Annotated in this window: 14 protein-coding genes; 6 read left to right on the top strand and 8 right to left on the bottom strand. The window is 66.3% G+C overall.

What is annotated here, in order from left to right; all coding sequences use genetic code 11:
* Positions 1 to 45 precede the first annotated feature (45 nt).
* Positions 46 to 336 (top strand): hypothetical protein, encoded by a 291-nt coding sequence (locus ACQR1L_RS14820; protein WP_434858680.1) that lies wholly within the window; start codon positions 46 to 48, stop codon positions 334 to 336.
* Between the two features lie 250 nt (positions 337 to 586).
* Here ACQR1L_RS14820 and ACQR1L_RS14815 read toward each other — a convergent pair whose 3' ends face one another.
* The gene (locus ACQR1L_RS14815; protein WP_434858679.1) at positions 587 to 1,645 is read right to left on the bottom strand and encodes a phosphotransferase family protein; all 1,059 of its coding nucleotides are present in this window, start codon (positions 1,643 to 1,645) and stop codon (positions 587 to 589) included.
* 321 nt (positions 1,646 to 1,966) lie between these two features.
* Complete coding sequence (locus ACQR1L_RS14810; protein ID WP_250174032.1) at positions 1,967 to 3,202, bottom strand: acyl-CoA dehydrogenase family protein; 1,236 nt, start codon at positions 3,200 to 3,202, stop codon at positions 1,967 to 1,969.
* Positions 3,203 to 3,412: 210 nt separating this feature from the next.
* Here ACQR1L_RS14810 and ACQR1L_RS14805 point away from each other — a divergent pair, with 210 nt between their 5' ends.
* Positions 3,413 to 4,084: a TetR/AcrR family transcriptional regulator gene (locus ACQR1L_RS14805; RefSeq protein ID WP_434858678.1), complete on the top strand. Its 672-nt coding sequence runs from the start codon at positions 3,413 to 3,415 to the stop codon at positions 4,082 to 4,084.
* Between the two features lie 19 nt (positions 4,085 to 4,103).
* On the top strand, positions 4,104 to 4,343 hold the full coding sequence (locus tag ACQR1L_RS14800) for a hypothetical protein (RefSeq protein ID WP_434858677.1): 240 nt from the start codon (positions 4,104 to 4,106) through the stop codon (positions 4,341 to 4,343).
* Positions 4,344 to 4,579: 236 nt separating this feature from the next.
* On the opposite strand, the gene ACQR1L_RS14795 is transcribed toward ACQR1L_RS14800, so the two are convergent.
* Positions 4,580 to 5,806 (bottom strand): CaiB/BaiF CoA transferase family protein, encoded by a 1,227-nt coding sequence (locus ACQR1L_RS14795; RefSeq protein ID WP_434858676.1) that lies wholly within the window; start codon positions 5,804 to 5,806, stop codon positions 4,580 to 4,582.
* 319 nt (positions 5,807 to 6,125) lie between these two features.
* Positions 6,126 to 8,225: a methyl-accepting chemotaxis protein gene (locus ACQR1L_RS14790; protein ID WP_434858675.1), complete on the bottom strand. Its 2,100-nt coding sequence runs from the start codon at positions 8,223 to 8,225 to the stop codon at positions 6,126 to 6,128.
* 243 nt (positions 8,226 to 8,468) lie between these two features.
* Here ACQR1L_RS14790 and ACQR1L_RS14785 point away from each other — a divergent pair, with 243 nt between their 5' ends.
* Positions 8,469 to 9,032, top strand: a complete 564-nt coding sequence (locus tag ACQR1L_RS14785; RefSeq protein ID WP_434858674.1) for a hypothetical protein — start codon at positions 8,469 to 8,471, stop codon at positions 9,030 to 9,032.
* A 159-nt stretch (positions 9,033 to 9,191) separates the two neighbouring features.
* Here the strand turns inward: ACQR1L_RS14785 and ACQR1L_RS14780 are convergent, their stop codons facing one another.
* Positions 9,192 to 9,944 (bottom strand): NUDIX hydrolase, encoded by a 753-nt coding sequence (locus ACQR1L_RS14780; RefSeq protein WP_434858673.1) that lies wholly within the window; start codon positions 9,942 to 9,944, stop codon positions 9,192 to 9,194.
* A gap of 109 nt (positions 9,945 to 10,053) precedes the next feature.
* On the opposite strand from ACQR1L_RS14780, the gene ACQR1L_RS14775 reads away from it, so the two are divergent.
* Together ACQR1L_RS14775 and ACQR1L_RS14770 are read left to right on the top strand one after the other, a co-directional pair.
* Positions 10,054 to 11,091: an SPFH domain-containing protein gene (locus ACQR1L_RS14775; protein WP_434858672.1), complete on the top strand. Its 1,038-nt coding sequence runs from the start codon at positions 10,054 to 10,056 to the stop codon at positions 11,089 to 11,091.
* Positions 11,078 to 12,007 carry a sugar kinase gene (locus tag ACQR1L_RS14770; protein ID WP_434858671.1) on the top strand — a complete coding sequence of 310 codons (930 nt, stop codon included), beginning with the start codon at positions 11,078 to 11,080 and terminating at the stop codon, positions 12,005 to 12,007. The genes ACQR1L_RS14775 and ACQR1L_RS14770 overlap by 14 nt, the downstream gene beginning before the upstream one ends.
* Before the next feature lie 41 nt (positions 12,008 to 12,048).
* Here the strand turns inward: ACQR1L_RS14770 and ACQR1L_RS14765 are convergent, their stop codons facing one another.
* From ACQR1L_RS14765 to ACQR1L_RS14755, 3 genes are all read right to left on the bottom strand, one after another.
* Positions 12,049 to 12,306, bottom strand: coding sequence for a hypothetical protein (locus tag ACQR1L_RS14765; RefSeq protein ID WP_434858670.1), 258 nt, complete (start codon positions 12,304 to 12,306; stop codon positions 12,049 to 12,051).
* A 91-nt stretch (positions 12,307 to 12,397) separates the two neighbouring features.
* Positions 12,398 to 14,359 (bottom strand): alpha amylase C-terminal domain-containing protein, encoded by a 1,962-nt coding sequence (locus ACQR1L_RS14760; RefSeq protein ID WP_434858669.1) that lies wholly within the window; start codon positions 14,357 to 14,359, stop codon positions 12,398 to 12,400.
* 15 nt (positions 14,360 to 14,374) lie between these two features.
* A complete protein-coding gene (locus ACQR1L_RS14755; protein WP_434858668.1) occupies positions 14,375 to 14,746 on the bottom strand; it encodes a tRNA-binding protein in 372 nt (123 codons plus the stop codon).
* Between the last annotated feature and the right edge of the window lie 288 nt (positions 14,747 to 15,034).

The following is a 15,034-nucleotide window of genomic DNA, read 5'->3' as shown; positions in this document are numbered from 1 at the left end:
CGCAAGCGGACCATTCCGGCTTCGCCGAAACGAAGGATGGACACCATGTCGAGATTATCGAAGCTAGCCTTGATCACTTTGGGCGCTCTCACCGCAGGCGCGGCCATGACGAGCGCGAACGCGCGCGAGACCCAGTGGCCGGGCTGTGAACTCGTCTCCTGGACCGCGTGCGGCACTGAGGTTCCGGTGCAGCAGGCCGGGCGGCGTCCCAATCGAGATACGTCGCCGATCTACATGAAGCAGACCGACCCGCGCTACAGCAGCGCGATGACCGCGGCCGGTGGCGGTGGCGGTGGCGGCGGTGGCGGTGGCGGTGGCGGTGGCGGCGGGCGCTAACATACACCGAGGCGGCGGCCGGATCGGCTCGTAGGGTGGGCAAAGGCGCAGCCGTGCAATCTCCACATACGAGATCGTCGTGGCGCCGTGCCCACCATCCTTGCCAATGAGTTTGCTGATGAGTTCGCGGATGGACGGTGGGCACGCCGCCGCCTTTGGCGGCCGCTTTGACCACCCTACCCGCCATGCGTCCGCGCCGTCGACGGTGCCTGACTCAACGATGTCGTCGACGGTGCTTGGATCTGCGTAGCTACACCGCGCCGGCCTTCTGCGCGTATTCCCAGGCCTGCTTGGTCATCGGCACCATGCGCTTGACCGACTCGATGGCCTTGTCGTTGGCGGCGGTACCGTCGCGGATGCGGCCGATGATGCCCTGGAGAATGCCGGCGAGGCGGAACAGGTTATAGGCGAAGTACCAGTTGAGGTCGGGCAGCTCGGTGCCGGTGACGCCGCGATAGATCGCAGCCGCCTCCTCCATCGTCGGGATGTTCAGCGCCTTGAGATCGACGCCGGCGAGGCCGGGCATGATCCACTGCATCAACAGATAGGTGAAATCGGCCATGGGATCGCCAAGCGTCGACAGCTCCCAGTCGAGCACCGCGATGACGCGCGGCTCGGAGGCATGGAAGATCATGTTGTCGAGCCGGTAGTCGCCATGCACGATCGAGACACGCTGCTGCACCGGCAGGGTGCGCGGCAGCCATTCGATCAGCTTCTCCATCTCCGGCAGATGCTCGGTTTCCGAGGCGCGATATTGCTTGGTCCAGCGGTCGACCTGGCGGGCAAAATAGTTGCCGGGCTTGCCGAAATCGGCAAGCCCGATTGCGGAGGGATCGTAGGTGTGCAGCTTCGCCAGGGTCTCGATCTTGCTGGTGAAGATCGCGCGGCGCTCGGGAGCCGCGACATGCGGCAGGGTCGGATCCCAGAACACCCGGCCCTCCTCCATCGACATGATGTAGAAGGCCGAGCCGATCACGCTGTCGTCGTTGCATAGCGCATAGGCGCGCGCGACCGGGAAGCCCTGCTTGCCGAGGGCCGCGATGACGCGGAATTCGCGATCGACGGCATGCGCCGACGGCAGCAGCTTGCCGAACGGCTTTCGCCTGAGCACGTAGGAGCGCGACGGCGTGTTGAGCCGGTAGGTCGGATTCGACTGGCCGCCCTTGAATTGCAGCACGGTCAGCGGGCCGGCATAGCCCTCGACATGCTCGGCCATCCAGGCCGCGAGCCTGGCCTCGTCGAAACGATGCCGCTCCTCGACCGGCTTGGTGCCGGAGAATTCTTCGTCCTTCTTGACGCCGTCGGCCACGACGAACTCCCTTGGTCGCTTGGTGTGATCTCTCATCCATCGAGCGGCGGCCATCTGCGCCATTCGATCCCTCCGTCATTGCGAGCCGGCGGGCGCGCGGAGCGCGTCCGCCGAGCGAAGCAATCCAGCGTCCCGGCGGAACCCTGGATTGCTTCGCTACGCTCGCAATGACGGAGATCGTGGTTGCGAGCGTGCCGAGAAACGTAGGATGGGCAAAGCGAAGCGTGCCCACCGTCTTGCTTCAAACGCGAATGGTGGGCACGCATCCGCCTGCGCGCTGCGCGCACAGCCGGATGCTTTGCCCACCCTACAAGTTCGCGCTCAGTGGCGCGGCTCGTTGGCGTATTTCTTCATTTCGAGCCGGGCGATGGCGCGGTTGTGGACCTCGTCCGGGCCGTCGGCCAGGCGCAGCGTGCGGATGTTGGCGTAGTCCTTGGCGAGACCCGCATCATCGGACACGCCGGCGCCGCCGAACGCCTGGATGGCGTCGTCGATGATCTTCAGCGCCATGTTGGGAGCGGCGACCTTGATCATCGCGATCTCGCCCTGCGCGGTCTTGTTGCCGACCTTGTCCATCATGTCGGCAGCCTTGAGGCAGAGCAGCCGGCACATCTCGATATTGGTGCGCGCCTCGCCGATGCGCTGCTCCCACACCGAATGTTCGATGATCTTCTTGCCGAACGCGGTGCGCGTCATCAGCCGGCGCACCATCTTCTCCAGCGACTCCTCGGCCTTGCCGATGGTGCGCATGCAGTGATGGATGCGGCCCGGACCGAGACGCCCTTGCGCGATCTCGAAGCCGCGGCCCTCGCCGAGCAGGATGTTCTCGGCGGGCACGCGCACGTTCTCGAGCAGCACCTGGGCGTGGCCGTGCGGGGCGTCATCGAAGCCGAACACCGGCAGCATCTTCTCGACCTTGATGCCGGGGGTGTCGAGCGGCACCAGGATCTGGCTCTGCTGCTGATGCTTGGCGGCGGACGGATCGGTCTTGCCCATCAGGATCGCGATCTTGCAGCGGGGATCGCCGACGCCCGACGACCACCATTTGCGGCCGTTGATGACGTAGTGATCGCCGTCGCGTACGATGCGGGTCTCGATGTTGGTCGCGTCCGACGACGCCACCGCAGGCTCGGTCATCAGGAACGCCGAGCGGATCTCGCCGTCCATCAGCGGGCGCAGCCATTTGCGCTTCTGCTCCTTGGTGCCGTAGCGGATGAACACCTCCATGTTGCCGGTGTCCGGAGCGGAGCAGTTGAACACCTCGGAGGCCCAGGAGATGCGGCCCATCTCCTCCGACAGCAGCGCGTATTCGAGATTGGTCAGGCCGGCACCGCGGAACTCGTCATCCTCGTGCGGCGACGGCGGCATGAACATGTTCCACAGGCCCTCGGCTTTCGCCTTGGCCTTGAGGTCCTCCAGGATCGGGATCACCTTCCAGCGGTCGCCCTCGGCGTCCTGCTGCTTGTAGATCGGCACCGCCGGGCGGACATGCTTGGTCATGAAGCTGCGCACGCGCTCCAGCCATTCCTGCTGCTTCGCCGACATCGTGAAGTCCATGGGACTCTCCTTGGGTGTTTCCTCGAACCTTGTTTGGGCGCAGTTTCAATCCGTCGGCCGCGTCAGCGCAAGAGTGATCTTGCGCGGCACTGTTTCGCGGACACCGTCGCTGCGGTGCCGAAATCTCGCCCCGCGGAAGCACCGCGATTGACATTCCGGCTGTCTCAAACAATAGTTTCATACAATTGTTTGAAACGCAACGGGGACCCTATGGCGACCGACCAGACCCGGACTGCGATCCTCGTTGCCGCCGAGCGGCTCTATGCCGAGCGCGGCTTCTCCGACGTCACCCTGCGCGACATCGTCGCGGCGGCGAACGTCAATCTCGCCGCGGTGAACTATCATTTCGGCTCCAAGGACGAGCTGATCGCCGAGCTGTTCGTGACGCGCTCGATCGCGCTGAACCGCGAGCGCCTGCGCGAGCTGCGCGAAGCCGAGGATGCCGGCGGCGGCCGCGCCGAGATCGGCGCCATCCTGCGCGCCCTGGTCGGCCCGATCCTGCGCGGCTGCCTGGGGCCACAGAACCAGCGCTCGCCGGTGGCGCAGTTCATGATCCGCGCCTCGATCGAATCGGTGCCACCGATCCGCCGCATCAAGACCAAGGAAATCGACCACTTACGAAAATTCGCCGCAGCGATGGCGCGCGCGCTGCCGGACAGTTCCGAGGTCGACCTGTTCTGGGGCCTGCATTTCGCGCTCGCCATGGCGCATCACACCATCCGCGAGAGCGAGCGGCTGACAAAACTGTCCGACGGCCAATGCGACCTCGACGATGTCGAGGATGTGATCGCGCGCGTGGTGCGCGGTGCCGTGCTCGGCTTGACCGCGCGCGTGCCGGCGGCAAAGTCAGCGCCGAAGGTTGCGGCGCGCGAGGCGCGCTGACGAGAATGGAGCAAGCCTGATGACGCAGCGCCTGCGATTGATCATGGCCATCGCCGCCGCGGCGCTCGTGATGGTCTCGGCCTGCGAGCCGGTGCTCGCGCGTGGTGCCGCCGCCAACATCATGAACTCCCCCGGTTATCAAAGGCGCTTGCAGGAGTCGCGGCAGCAACTCGGCGCACCGCCGCCTGCGCCCTACGTGGCAGAGCCGGGCTATCACCGGCCGAAACTGAAGCGGCACAGGCATCACCGTACACGTTAGCGGGGAGCAGTCCCCACCCACGCCCGCTGTCATTCCGGGGCATTCGCGCGCAAGATGGCGAAGCCATCTTGAAACAGCGCGAATGAGCCCGGAATCCATCACCACGAACAGCAGTCGTTCGGAGACAGCGGCCACGTCCAGCTCGCTCTACCTTGACCGCTTGTGGCTATGGATTCCGGGCTCGCGCTTACGCGCGCCCCGGAATGACGAACGGAGAGAGCCGGGATTCGGAGGAGCTACACCACACCCTGCTGCTTCAGCGCCGCGATCTTCGCCGCGTCGTAGCCGAGCCCGGCCAGCACGTCCTGCGTATGCTCGCCGAGCAGTGGCGGGGCGCGATAGTCGGTGATCGGCGTGCCCGAAAAGGTCAGCGCGTTGCGGATGACCGACAGCTGCGGCTCGAACTTGTGTTCGACCTTGACCTCCATGCCGCGCGAGCGGACATGCGGATCGGCGAACACATGGGCGAAGTCGTTGACGGGGCCGCAGGGCACACCGGCCTTTTCCAGCTCCTCCAGCCAATGCGCGACCGAGTTCTTCAGGAACAGGCCGGCGAAGATCGCCATGATCTCCTTGCCGTTGACGACGCGGTCGTTGTTCTTGAGGAATTTGGGATCGGTCGCGAGCTCCGGCGCGCCGAGCACCGCGCAGGTGCGCGCGAACTGCGCGTCGTTGCCGACCACGAGCATCAATTCGCCGTCGGTGCAGCGGAACACGCCGGCCGGCATGCCGCCATTGCCCCAGGTGCCGCGCCGCGGCGGCGACTTGCCGTTGATCAGGAAGATCTGCGCGTAATGCGACAGCGACGCGATCACGGTGTCGAACAGGCAGACATCGACGTGCTGGCCGCCGCCGCCATTGACGTCGCGGTGGTACAGCGCCGAGAGGATGCCGATCGAGGTGTTCATGCCGGTCATGTAGTCGACGATCGACGGTCCGACCTTCATCGGCCCCGCCCCCGGCTCGCCGTCCATGTGGCCGGTGACGCTCATCAGCCCGCCCATCGCCTGGAAGATCGCGTCATAGCCGGCGCGCGGCGAATACGGCCCGGTCTGGCCGAAGCCGGTGACCGAGCAGTAGATCACATCGGGATTGACCGCCTTGATGGCCTCGTAATCGAGACCGTAGCGCTTGAGATCGCCGACCTTGTAGTTCTCCATGAACACGTCGCAGTCCTTGGCGAGCGCGCGGATGATCTCCTGCCCTTCCCGACAGGCGATGTTGACCGTGACCGACTTCTTGTTGCGGTTGGCGCAGATGTAGAACGAGTTGTTGTTGTTGGCCTTGCCCTCGGGGTCTTTCAGGTAAGGCGGCCCGAAGGCGCGCGCGTCGTCGCCGGTGCCCGGCCGCTCGATCTTGATCACCTCGGCGCCGAGATCCGCCAGCATCTGGGCGGACAGCGGCCCGGCCAGCACGCGGGTGAGGTCGAGAATCTTGATGCCAGATAGCGGCAGCGCCGACATGGAGTTCCTCCGGGAGTTTATTCCTTGTGGCGGACATGCCCCGTGAGGCGCCGCCAGTCACCCGCGGATACACCATTTCGCGGCCCCGAGCACTGCGCTCTCGGCATGCCGCAATGTCGTTGGGGACGCATGCCCGTCTGCCACCATGGAGCCGTCATTCCGGGGCGTGCGCAACACGAGCCCAGAATCCATCCCTCTGCATCGCCTGCCGCCCGATGGATTCCGGGCTCGCGCTGCGCGCGCCCCGGAATGACACCGGTGCTGAGGCGACGGGCGGTGGGATCACGTTCCGCCCAGATGATTCCCGCCGATCACGGCGCTACGCCGCGCGCAGCTGGGTCACGAACTGGTCGACGTCGTGGCGCAGATCGGCGGACAGCTTCGACAGCGTGCGCACGGAGTCGAGCACGCCGCCGGCAGCCTGGCCGGTGGCGGCGGTGGCCTCCGACACGGTCGAGATGTTCTGCGACACTGCGTTGGTTCCCTCGGATGCCTGCTGCACGTTGCGCGCGATCTCGCGCGTCGCGGCACCCTGCTGCTCGACGGCTGCCGCGATCGCCGAGGCGATCTGGTTGACGCGATGGATGGTGGAGGAGATCGCCTGGATGGCATCCACCGAAGCCTTGGTGGCGCTCTGAATGCCGGCGACCTGCGAGGTGATCTCCTCGGTCGCCTTGGCGGTCTGGTTGGCGAGTGTCTTCACCTCGGCCGCGACCACCGCAAAGCCCTTGCCGGCCTCGCCGGCGCGCGCGGCCTCGATGGTCGCGTTCAGCGCCAGCAGATTGGTCTGCTCGGCGATACCGCTGATCAGGGCGACGACGTCGCCGATCCGCTGCGCTGCATCCGACAGTGCCCGCACCTCGTCATTGGTCTTCTCCGCCTGCGTCGCCGCAGCGCTGGCGATCGAGGTGGACTCGGTGACCTGGCGGCTGATCTCGCTGATCGAGGCCGACAGTTCCTCGGTGGCCGCCGCCACCATCTGGACGTTGCCCGAAGCGCGCTGCGACACGTCGGCGACGGAGGACGCCTTCTGGCGGCCCTGGTCGGCGGTCGCCGACATCGACTGCGCGGTTGCGTTCAGCTCGCTCGAGGCCGAGGTCAGCGTCTTCAGCGAAGAGGTCACGGTCGCCTCGAATTGCCGGATCAGCGCATCGACGGTGGCCTGACGCTGCTCGCGCCGGGCCTGCGCCGCTTCCTTCTCGCTTGCAAGCTGGTCGCCGGCGATCATGCTGTCCTTGAATACGGCGACGGTACGCGACATCTCGCCGATCTCGTCGCGACGGGCGAGCCCGGCGAGCTCGATCGTGTAGTCGCGATCGGCCAGGCGCTGCATCGCCGCGGCCAGCGAGCGGATCGCCGCCGAGATGCGGCTCTGCACCACGACCATGCCGACGAGCGCCACGGCGAGCGCGATGCCCATCATCACGAGGTTGATGATCAGACTCTCGCGCGCCTCCCCGATGCGCCGGCCGGCGACCGCGACCATCTCCGCCAGCGCCGCATTGGCGGCGTCGACGCTGTAGGACAATAGCGCGGTGTTGAGCTTGGACAGCTCGGCGAACTTGAAGTCGATGCTCTGGTTGTTGCGCAGCGCCTTGACGAGCCCGGCCTGCTGCTCGGCCATGGCCGTGGCCTCCGCCTGCTTGGAGCGGTTGACGGCATCGACGAGCGCAGCAGGCGCGTCGGGCCGCGCGGCGGCCGTCTGCACCTGGCTCCAGGCCTGCGCCTGCCGGCCGGAATCATCAGCGCCGGCAACGATCTCGGCGACGCTCCACGGCTTACCCGAAGCCGCCGCGTTCTCGATCTTGATCGCGAACTGGCCGCCGAAATTGCGCGCCGCCCAGGCCGACTGCTTGACGTTGACCATCTGGTCCACGGCGGGATCGGCAAGCTTCATCGTCTCCTCGAGATCGGCGGCGATGACGAGCAGCGCATCGAGATAGTCCTGGGCGGCCTTGCGGAAGGCATCGGCGGTTTGCCCGTCGCGCGACGTCTTGGGCTGCCTGATGGCCCGCTCGGCGTCGGGCCGCAGCGAGGCCAGCCGGTCATGCGTCGCGACGAGCGTGCTGAGACGGCTCGCGATCTTGGCGTCGGCCACGCCGGACAGCGCCTCCTGCACCTGCTTGTAGGCCGTCTCGGATATCTGGCGGTTGGTCGTGATGCGCGTCTCCGCCGCCTGGTCGGCCGTCCCCTCCGCGGCCAGGGTGGCCAGGAAGGTGCCGCGCTCGAGCCGGAAGCCGATCAGGGTGTTGAACAGCTGCTGGTCGGCGCTGGCGAGCCGCGCGATCCGCTGCGCCGACTGATAGCGGCCGAGCGCGTCGACCAGGCCGGTGGCGAGGCTGCCGATCAACAGCAGCGCCAGCGCGCCGATGATCAAGCCGAGAACGGTTCGTATGGTCAGGCCGTCGAGCAATCGCATCTGATCAATCCACCCCGAAGTATTGCGGGACTACTTTCATCTGTTGTCGTTAATAATTCGTCGGTCGCCGTCCGCCGCCGCACTTGCGAATGCTCCGCAAAATTACGGACATCGTCGACTTTCTTGCTTCGTTTTGTGTGCAACCCGCGGCCCGACACATCGGGACATACGGAACAAGACCCTGTTAAGCGCCCCGGTCGACAGCTTGAGGCAGGTTTGATGTCGCAACCTTCGGAGCACGCCATGACGTCGATCTCTGCCTCCTCCATGAGTGGCTTCTCGCCACTCGATTTGCTCAAGCAGGAGCTCACCAAGGAAGTCTCGGCCGGCAAGGTCAGTTCGACCGACCAGACCGCGTTGTCGTCAGCGCTCGACGACATCGATTCGGCGCTGACGAGCGGCAGCAGCAGCTCGTCCGCGTCGACGAGCTCCACGCCGCCCTCACCCAAGGAGATGCAGTCGAAGATCGACGATCTGATCCAGAGCGAGGTCGACAGCGGCAAGCTCACCTCGGACCAGGCAACCGAGCTGAAGAACGTGTTCGCCAACGCCTTCTCCGGCGGTCCGGGCGGCGCCGGCGGCCCGCCGCCCGGCCCGCCGCCGAGCGACGACTCAAGCACCGACACCACGTCGAGCACCTCGTCATCGACGTCGTCGGATTCCTCGTCCCAGATCGAGGAGCTGCTGAAGAAGCTGCTCGAGGCGCTGCAGAGCTCGAACAGCAGCACGACGTCGTCCTACAGCGCCAGCGGCAGCAGCTCCTCGAGCTCGACCAGCAAATCGCTGGTGGTGGATTTTTCGGCCTGATCCAGCCTTGCGCCGCGCAGCCAGTGCGGTCGCTTGGCGCATTGTCCTCTCATCCCAGTCATTGCGAGCGTAGCGAAGCAATCCAGAGTCCTTGCTCGGCCCTGGATTGCTTCGCTACGCTCGCAATGACGGTGGCGAGGCAGACGGGCTACACCACCGTCACTCCGGCGCGTTGAACGTGCGCGCAAAGTATACCGGCGCGGCCGCCTTCCTCAGACGGTAGAGCTGCGCCGGCCGGTTCGGGCCCTTGCGCATCTTGTCGATCGGCTCGATCAGGTCGGCTGAGAGCATGCGGGTGCGGAAGGCGCTCTTCTCCAGCGCGCGATCGAGCACGATCTCGTAGGTCCGCTGCAGCTCGGGGAGCGTGAACTCCTCCGGCATCAGATAGGCCGGCAGCGAGGTGTATTCGACCTTGTTGCGCAGCCGCTGCACGGCGGCCTGCAGGATCTCGGCATGGTCGAAGGCGAGCTTCGGCTTCACGCCTGTGCCGTGAAGCGGAAACCATTGCGCATCGGCCGCCAATGCGGCCTCCGCCGCTGACGACGGGATCAGTGCGAAATACGCATGCGTCGCCGACCAGCCGCGCGGATCGCGCGTGGCGCTGCCCCAGCTGCCGAGCTGCTCCAGATACGGACTGACCACGCCGGTCTTCTCGGCGAGCTTGCGCCGGGCGCAGGCGGCGAGATCGGCATCCTTGGTCACGTCGACAAAGCCGCCGGGCAGCGCAAACGTGTCCGGAAACGGCTCGCCCTCGGCATGGCCGCGGCGCACCAGCAGCACATGCAGCGCCTCCTGTCGGATCGTGAAGATGACGACGTCGACCGTGGTCAGCGGCCGCGGAAAATCCAGGCCGGCCCTTCTGGCCCCCGCCTGATCGCCTGCTCCCCCGCCCTGCCCCTGCCGTCCCGCCATACCGCTGCCCCCGCCGATTTTGCCCCTTGACACTAGCACGCTTAGTTGTACTGTCCAACTTACTTAGTTGGCGTGACACACTTATGCCGCCAAACGTCAGGAGACCGCCATGTTCGGCTTACGTTTCATCAAGGCCCAGCCCACCACCTATTTGCTCAAGTACCGCGCCGGCACTGTGGTCGAGGAAGGCGCCGGGCTTTCCACCTTCTACTACGGGCCCGCGACCTCGCTGGTCGCGATCCCGATCGGCAGCCGCGACGCCGCCTTCATCTTCCAGCAGATCGCCCGCGACTTTCAGACGCTGACGATCCAGGGCCAGGTCACCTACCGCATCGGCGAGCCGAAGAAGGCGGCGGCGATGCTGAACTTCACCCTCAAGCGCGACGGCAAGACATACGAGTCCGACGACCCCGAAGAGCTGCCGCAGCGCGTGCTCGGCGCGGTCGAGGTGCTGGCGCAGCAGGCGGTCAAGGACATGACCCTCCGGGAAGCGCTGCGCGCCTCCGATCGTATTGCCGAGGCGATCGCAGCCGGATTGAAGCAACGGGCCGACATCGATGCGCTGGGTCTTGAAATCCTCGGCGTCGCCGTGCGCGCGGTGAAGCCGACGCCGGAAACCGCCAAGGCGCTGGAGGCCGAGGCACGCGAGGCGATCCTGAAGACCGCGGACGAGGCCATCTTCGCGCGGCGCAATTTTGCCGTCGAACGCGAGCGCGCCATCCGCGAGAGCGAGCTCGACACCGAGATCGCGGTCGAACAGAAGAAGCGCTCGATCCGCGAGACGCAGATGGATGCGGAGGCCAGCGTGTCCGCGAAGAAGAACGAGCTGCGCGAGGCCGGCATGGTCGCCGACATCGCCCTGGAGGCCAAGCGCAACGACTTTGTCTCGCTGAACGCGGCCAACACCCGCACGCTGGCGGACGCCGAAGCCTACCGCGTTGGGGCGCTGATGAAGATCTTCGAGGGCGTCGACACCCGCGTGATCCAGGCGCTGGCAGCGACCGGCATGCAGCCGGGCCAGCTGATCGCGCAGGCGTTCTCTGGGTTGGCCGAGAAGGCCGAGAAGATCGGGCAGCTCAACGTCTCGCCGGAGCTGCTGAACAGCCTGATGCAGAAGCCCGCGGAGGCTCCCCGTGTCCGGCAGTGACCGCAAGGTGGTGCTGGTCACCAGGAGAACGCGGCTCGAGGAGTTGGTCGCAAGATTCCTCACCGCGGACCAGGCCCGCTTCTATGTCGAGCATCTCGGCGCCGACTTCTCCGACTACGAGCGCGAGCACGCGGCCTACCAGGCCGCGCGCGCCACGGCGACGCAGACCCTGGAGCGCTGGGGGCGCTACCAGATCGTCGACCGCGGCTTCCTGCCGAACTTCATCTTCGGCCCGGCTGACATCGTCGCGGCGCTCGGCCCCGACGGGCTGGTCGCCAACACCATGAAATATCTCGACGGCCAGCCGCTGCTCGGCCTCAACCCGGATGCCGCCCGCCATGACGGCGTGCTGCTGCCGTTCGCGCCGGAGAACCTCGCGAGCCTCTTGCCGGAGGTGGCCGCCGACAAGCGCGCGGCCAAGGCCGTCACCATGGCGCGCGCGAGCCTTGCCGACGGCCAGGTGCTCTACGCGGTGAATGACCTCTTCATCGGCGCCCGTACGCATGTGTCGGCGCGCTACGAAATCGCGACGCGCGAGGCCCAGGAGCGGCAATCGTCGAGCGGACTGATCGTGGCGACCGGGCTCGGCTCGACCGCCTGGTTCAAGAGCATCGTCACCGGCGCGCTGGCGATCGCCGGCAGCTATGGCAGCCATGGCGACGGCGACTACACCGCCCTCCCCTGGGACGCCCGCGCGCTTCGCTTTGCCGTGCGCGAGCCGTTCCCGAGCAAGACGTCGCAGACGACGCTGGTGTGCGGCGGCCTCGATGGCGCGGAGACCTTGCGGCTGCGCTCGCTGATGCCGGAGAACGGCGTGATTTTTTCCGACGGCATCGAGGCGGATCATCTCGATTTCAATGCGGGCACCGAGGCGGTGATCGGGATTGCGGAACGCCAGGGGCGGCTGATTGTGTAGTCTGCCTCTGCAGGTCGCTCCGCCGATGGCCCGCCCCGCTCTCACCGCGTCATTGCGAGCGCAGCGAAGCAATCCAGGGTTCCGCCCACCACCCTGGATTGCTTCGCTGCGCTCGCAATGACGGCGGCAATAGCCCGGGTCTCCTCGCGCATATCGCTCTGCGCAAGGGTTGCACGCTCTCTCGACGTCATTCCGGGGCATTCGCGCGCAAAATGGCGAAGCCATTTTGAGGCAGCGCGGATGAGCCCGGAATCCATAACCACGACCGCTTGTTTGTCGAAGATTGGCGCGACGATCATCTCGCGTCACACGCCAGCCTGTGGTTATGGATTCCGGCTCGCGCCGCTGCGCGACGCGTCCCGGAATGACGGAGATAGCGCGGGCGGCGCATCAGCTCCGCGCAAACACCAGCACGCCATTGGCGGGAATCGTCACGTCAGCCGAATTCGGCTGGCCGTGCAGCGCGGGGCCATTCGCATTCACCGCGCCGTTGTTGCCGACGACGCCGGGATTGACCCAGAAGTCGTAGACGTCGCTGTTGAACACCTCGTGCCAGGTGCCGCCGGCAGGGAAGCCAATGGCATAGTCGCGCCACGGCGTTTCGCTGAGGCTCACGATCACCATCACGTCGTCGCCCTTTCCGTCCCAGCGGTGGAAGGCGAGGACGCGGTTGGCGTCGTGGACGTGGACAATGGCGCAGCCTTCGCTCGTCAGCGCCGGATGGGTGCGGCGGATGGCGATCAGCTCGGATGTGAAGCGCATCGCATCCGCGGTGATCTTGTCCTCGCCGTCGAGCAGCGCCCATTGGATGGTGGTGTCCGGGCTCGGCGTATCGCTCCAGGGCCGGTCCTCGAACAGCTCCTGGCCCATGAACAGCATGGGGATGCCCGGCGCGGTCAGCAGCAGCCCGGTGGCGACGCGGCAGCGGCTGCGCGCGTACCAGCAGCGGCTGTCGACGGGATCGGCGAGGCGCGAGATGCGCGGCTCGCGGCCGGCATAGACGATGTCGTGGTTCTCGATCGAGTTGACCGCGCGCCAGCGGTTGCCCAGGCCGAGATCGGCGATCGCAGTGGCAATCGGCTGCATCGCGACCTGAGCCCCTGCTCCGCCGGCCGCGCTGGCAATCGCGCCACGCACGGCGAGCCGCAGGCCATCGCTCCAGGTCGCATCGAAGCCGGCGCCGCCTTGCGCGATGTCCTTCACCACCCACGGATTGACCGGCCAGAACTCCGCGATCTGGATCGCGTCCGGCTTCTCGGCGCGCAGCGCCTCGGTGAGCTGCTGGCAGGTGGCCCAGCCGCCGAACCGGTCCATCACGCTGACCTCGTCGAAGCGCAGGCCGTCGGCGTGATACTCGCGATAGAACATGATGGCATTGTCGACGAGGTACTGCCGCACGTCGGCGTTCCAATAGGCAAACACCTGGCCGCCGGCCCAGCCCTGGTCGGTGAAGTACAGGCTGCGGTTGGAATCGCCGTAAGGCTGGCGGTCGAAGAACCAGATGCTGGCCTCGTCAAAACCGCCGCCGGCATGGTTATAGACGACGTCGAACAACACGGCGATGCCATGGACATGGCAGACGTCGATCAGCGCGCGCAGCTGGTCGTCGCAATGCCTGAGGACGCCGATATCGGCGTAAGGCGCGGCCCCGGCGGCCGTGAGGATCGAGTTGGTGCGCGCGAAATAAGCCGCGAGATGCGCCTCCTCGTGCTCGCCATAATCGGTCTCCGGGCTGAACAGGTCGGTGCCGTTGTAGCCCATGCTGAACATCGACGGGAATTCCTGCACCGGCAGCAGCTCGATGGCATTGATGCCGAGCTTCTTCAGATGCGGCACGCGCTCGATCACGTCGAAGAAGCAGCCGTCGGGATTGCCGGCCTTCATGTCGAAGGTGCCGACATGGAGCTGATAGATCACGAGCTCGTTGCTGGGGGGCGGCGTGAAATCGGTGTCATGCCAGGGAAAGGCTTGCGGGTTGCGCAGCACCGAATGCGCCTGCGGGAACGGCGGATCGACGGTGAGCAGCCGCGCATGCGGATCGCGCTTGTAGCCGGAATTGCCCTCGCCCTCGACGAAGTACATGTAGGCGTCGCCGTCCGTCAGGCCGGGGATGAAGATCGCCCAATGGCCATTGCCGATCGGCGCCAGACGGCAGCTCGCATCCTGCGCCCAGTCGTTGAACGGGCCGGAGACGTAGACCGCCTTGGCATGCGGCGCGAACACGCGAAAAGTGGCGCCGCCGGTCACCAGGGTGCCACCCATGGGAGCCTGGAGAAGATGCATCTGCCGCAGCGAAATCCTCAAGCCTTCGGGAAATGGCGGCAGCGTAACAGGTTCCAGCAGCATATCCATGTCAGCCGCTCCCGATCAGAACAGCCGCGCGCCGTTCGGAACGGTCTTGTCCGGCTGGAACAGCACGACGTTGCCGGCCTCGTCCGGGAAGCCGAGCGTCAGCACCTCCGACATGAACTTGCCGATCTGCCGCGGCGGGAAGTTGACGACGCCCGCGACCTGGCGGCCGACCAGCGTGGCCGGATCATAGAGCGAGGCGATCTGCGCGCTCGAGCGCCTGGTGCCGATGGCGGGGCCGAAATCGATCGTCAGCTTCAGCGACGGCTTGCGCGCCTCCGGATACGGCTCGGCGGCGACGATGGTGCCTACGCGGATGTCGACGGCGAGGAACTCGTCGAAGCTGATCTGAGCCGCCGCGGGTGCTGTCGGATCATGGGCGAGATGCATGGGCGGCCTCTTCGAACGCGGGACAGGCCGGCGGGCATCGTGGTTCCCGGCGCGGCGCGAATTGGAGATTCCTGAACCGGATCAATTTCTAGTCGCCGGGTCGGGCGGTGACAATGCATGGGCCTGGGGATGGCGCGCTGGCAGGGACGGTTGGCCGGTTCGGTGTGGCGGATGGGTCGCAGGACGCACGGCATGCACCCCGGACCCTGCCCTCGGCAAAGCCGCGCTGCCTCCACAGCCTCCGCCGTCATCCCGGCGCACGCCGGGATCCATAACCACAGGATGATG

Source organism: Bradyrhizobium sp. HKCCYLR20261 (genome assembly GCF_051168435.1).
GTDB lineage: Bacteria > Pseudomonadota > Alphaproteobacteria > Rhizobiales > Xanthobacteraceae > Bradyrhizobium.
Note: the sequence above shows the minus strand (reverse complement) of the source record. Positions and strands in the feature narration are given on the sequence as shown.

What these genes read in the sequence shown, in the direction of transcription:
- ACQR1L_RS14755 (WP_434858668.1), bottom strand. Translation starts at nt 14,746, where the DNA reads ATGCATCTCGCCCATGATCCGACAGCACCCGCGGCGGCTCAGATCAGC.
- ACQR1L_RS14790 (WP_434858675.1), bottom strand. Translation starts at nt 8,225, where the DNA reads ATGCGATTGCTCGACGGCCTGACCATACGAACCGTTCTCGGCTTGATC.
- ACQR1L_RS14765 (WP_434858670.1), bottom strand. Translation starts at nt 12,306, where the DNA reads ATGATCGTCGCGCCAATCTTCGACAAACAAGCGGTCGTGGTTATGGAT.
- ACQR1L_RS14775 (WP_434858672.1), top strand. Translation starts at nt 10,054, where the DNA reads ATGTTCGGCTTACGTTTCATCAAGGCCCAGCCCACCACCTATTTGCTC.
- ACQR1L_RS14805 (WP_434858678.1), top strand. Translation starts at nt 3,413, where the DNA reads ATGGCGACCGACCAGACCCGGACTGCGATCCTCGTTGCCGCCGAGCGG.
- ACQR1L_RS14820 (WP_434858680.1), top strand. Translation starts at nt 46, where the DNA reads ATGTCGAGATTATCGAAGCTAGCCTTGATCACTTTGGGCGCTCTCACC.
- ACQR1L_RS14780 (WP_434858673.1), bottom strand. Translation starts at nt 9,944, where the DNA reads ATGGCGGGACGGCAGGGGCAGGGCGGGGGAGCAGGCGATCAGGCGGGG.
- ACQR1L_RS14785 (WP_434858674.1), top strand. Translation starts at nt 8,469, where the DNA reads ATGACGTCGATCTCTGCCTCCTCCATGAGTGGCTTCTCGCCACTCGAT.
- ACQR1L_RS14795 (WP_434858676.1), bottom strand. Translation starts at nt 5,806, where the DNA reads ATGTCGGCGCTGCCGCTATCTGGCATCAAGATTCTCGACCTCACCCGC.
- ACQR1L_RS14800 (WP_434858677.1), top strand. Translation starts at nt 4,104, where the DNA reads ATGACGCAGCGCCTGCGATTGATCATGGCCATCGCCGCCGCGGCGCTC.
- ACQR1L_RS14810 (WP_250174032.1), bottom strand. Translation starts at nt 3,202, where the DNA reads ATGGACTTCACGATGTCGGCGAAGCAGCAGGAATGGCTGGAGCGCGTG.
- ACQR1L_RS14760 (WP_434858669.1), bottom strand. Translation starts at nt 14,359, where the DNA reads ATGGATATGCTGCTGGAACCTGTTACGCTGCCGCCATTTCCCGAAGGC.